This window comes from Zunongwangia atlantica 22II14-10F7 (assembly GCF_002094855.1).
GTDB lineage: Bacteria > Bacteroidota > Bacteroidia > Flavobacteriales > Flavobacteriaceae > Zunongwangia > Zunongwangia atlantica.
The window spans coordinates 1-848 of record NZ_ARYN01000071.1; the positions used below are offsets into that span (position 1 = coordinate 1).

Below are 848 nucleotides of genomic sequence, written 5' to 3' on the forward strand. Positions count from 1 at the left end.
ACCATACGCGTTGTTGTAAACTGGCTTTTTCAATAGTCTTTTAAAAACTTATATTCAACTTGTTTAAAATCATATTTTTCACCATTATAAGTAATAATTTCATTCTCTTTAGCTTCTTTTTTCTTATTTGAAGCTTTTATATTTCTTGAAGAATCTTTTTCTATATTTTCTTCAAACTCAAAATTTTGTAAAACTTTTAAATTATAAAGATTATTTGATTTTTCTTTCTCTAAAAAAAATAAAGATTCAATTATTTCAATTTCAAAATTTCCCGAACCATTTGACTCTCCTTGTGTTTTTCTAATCGGATAATTTTCCAATATTACTTTCATCGAATTATTTTCAATCTTTATAATACTAAATAATTCCTCTGAGTAAAGGGAGATTCTACTCGGCGAAGAAAATTTCGTTATTACTGCAATTCCATTAAGATTTTCATTTAAAAAAATGTTCTTCTTTAAAATTTTAGTCGGGTAAGGTTGTACTGCTTCATTATCGGAATAGATTAAGTCATTATTTTTCAATTCACTCAATATTATTCCATTTTTATTTACGAGTAAAAATATTGTTGTGTAAAAGTTTTCTAATTCAGTTTTATTCGTAATGTATCTCAGAGAAAAAAAAGTAAACTTTTCATTATACTTCTTTGAAAAAGATTCGTTCAGATAAATATCTTCATATTTGAATTGAGAATTTTCACAAACTAATCTCAGTAATTCACTATCTAAAATATCAACTGTTTCTCTTTCTCCATATTCTTTAAAAACTTGCTGTGAATATATTAGATTGATGTTCAGAATTAAAATAATGATTAGAAGTTTTTCTTTCATTCGTAGCTTGTTTACAAC

Annotated in this window: 1 protein-coding gene; it reads right to left on the reverse strand. The window is 24.3% G+C overall.

Annotation, left to right across the window (positions count from 1 at the left end; translation table 11 throughout):
* Nucleotides 1-29 precede the first annotated feature (29 nt).
* A partial coding sequence (locus IIF7_RS20620; protein ID WP_217806704.1) for a hypothetical protein occupies nt 30-848 on the reverse strand: 819 nt, incomplete at its 5' end.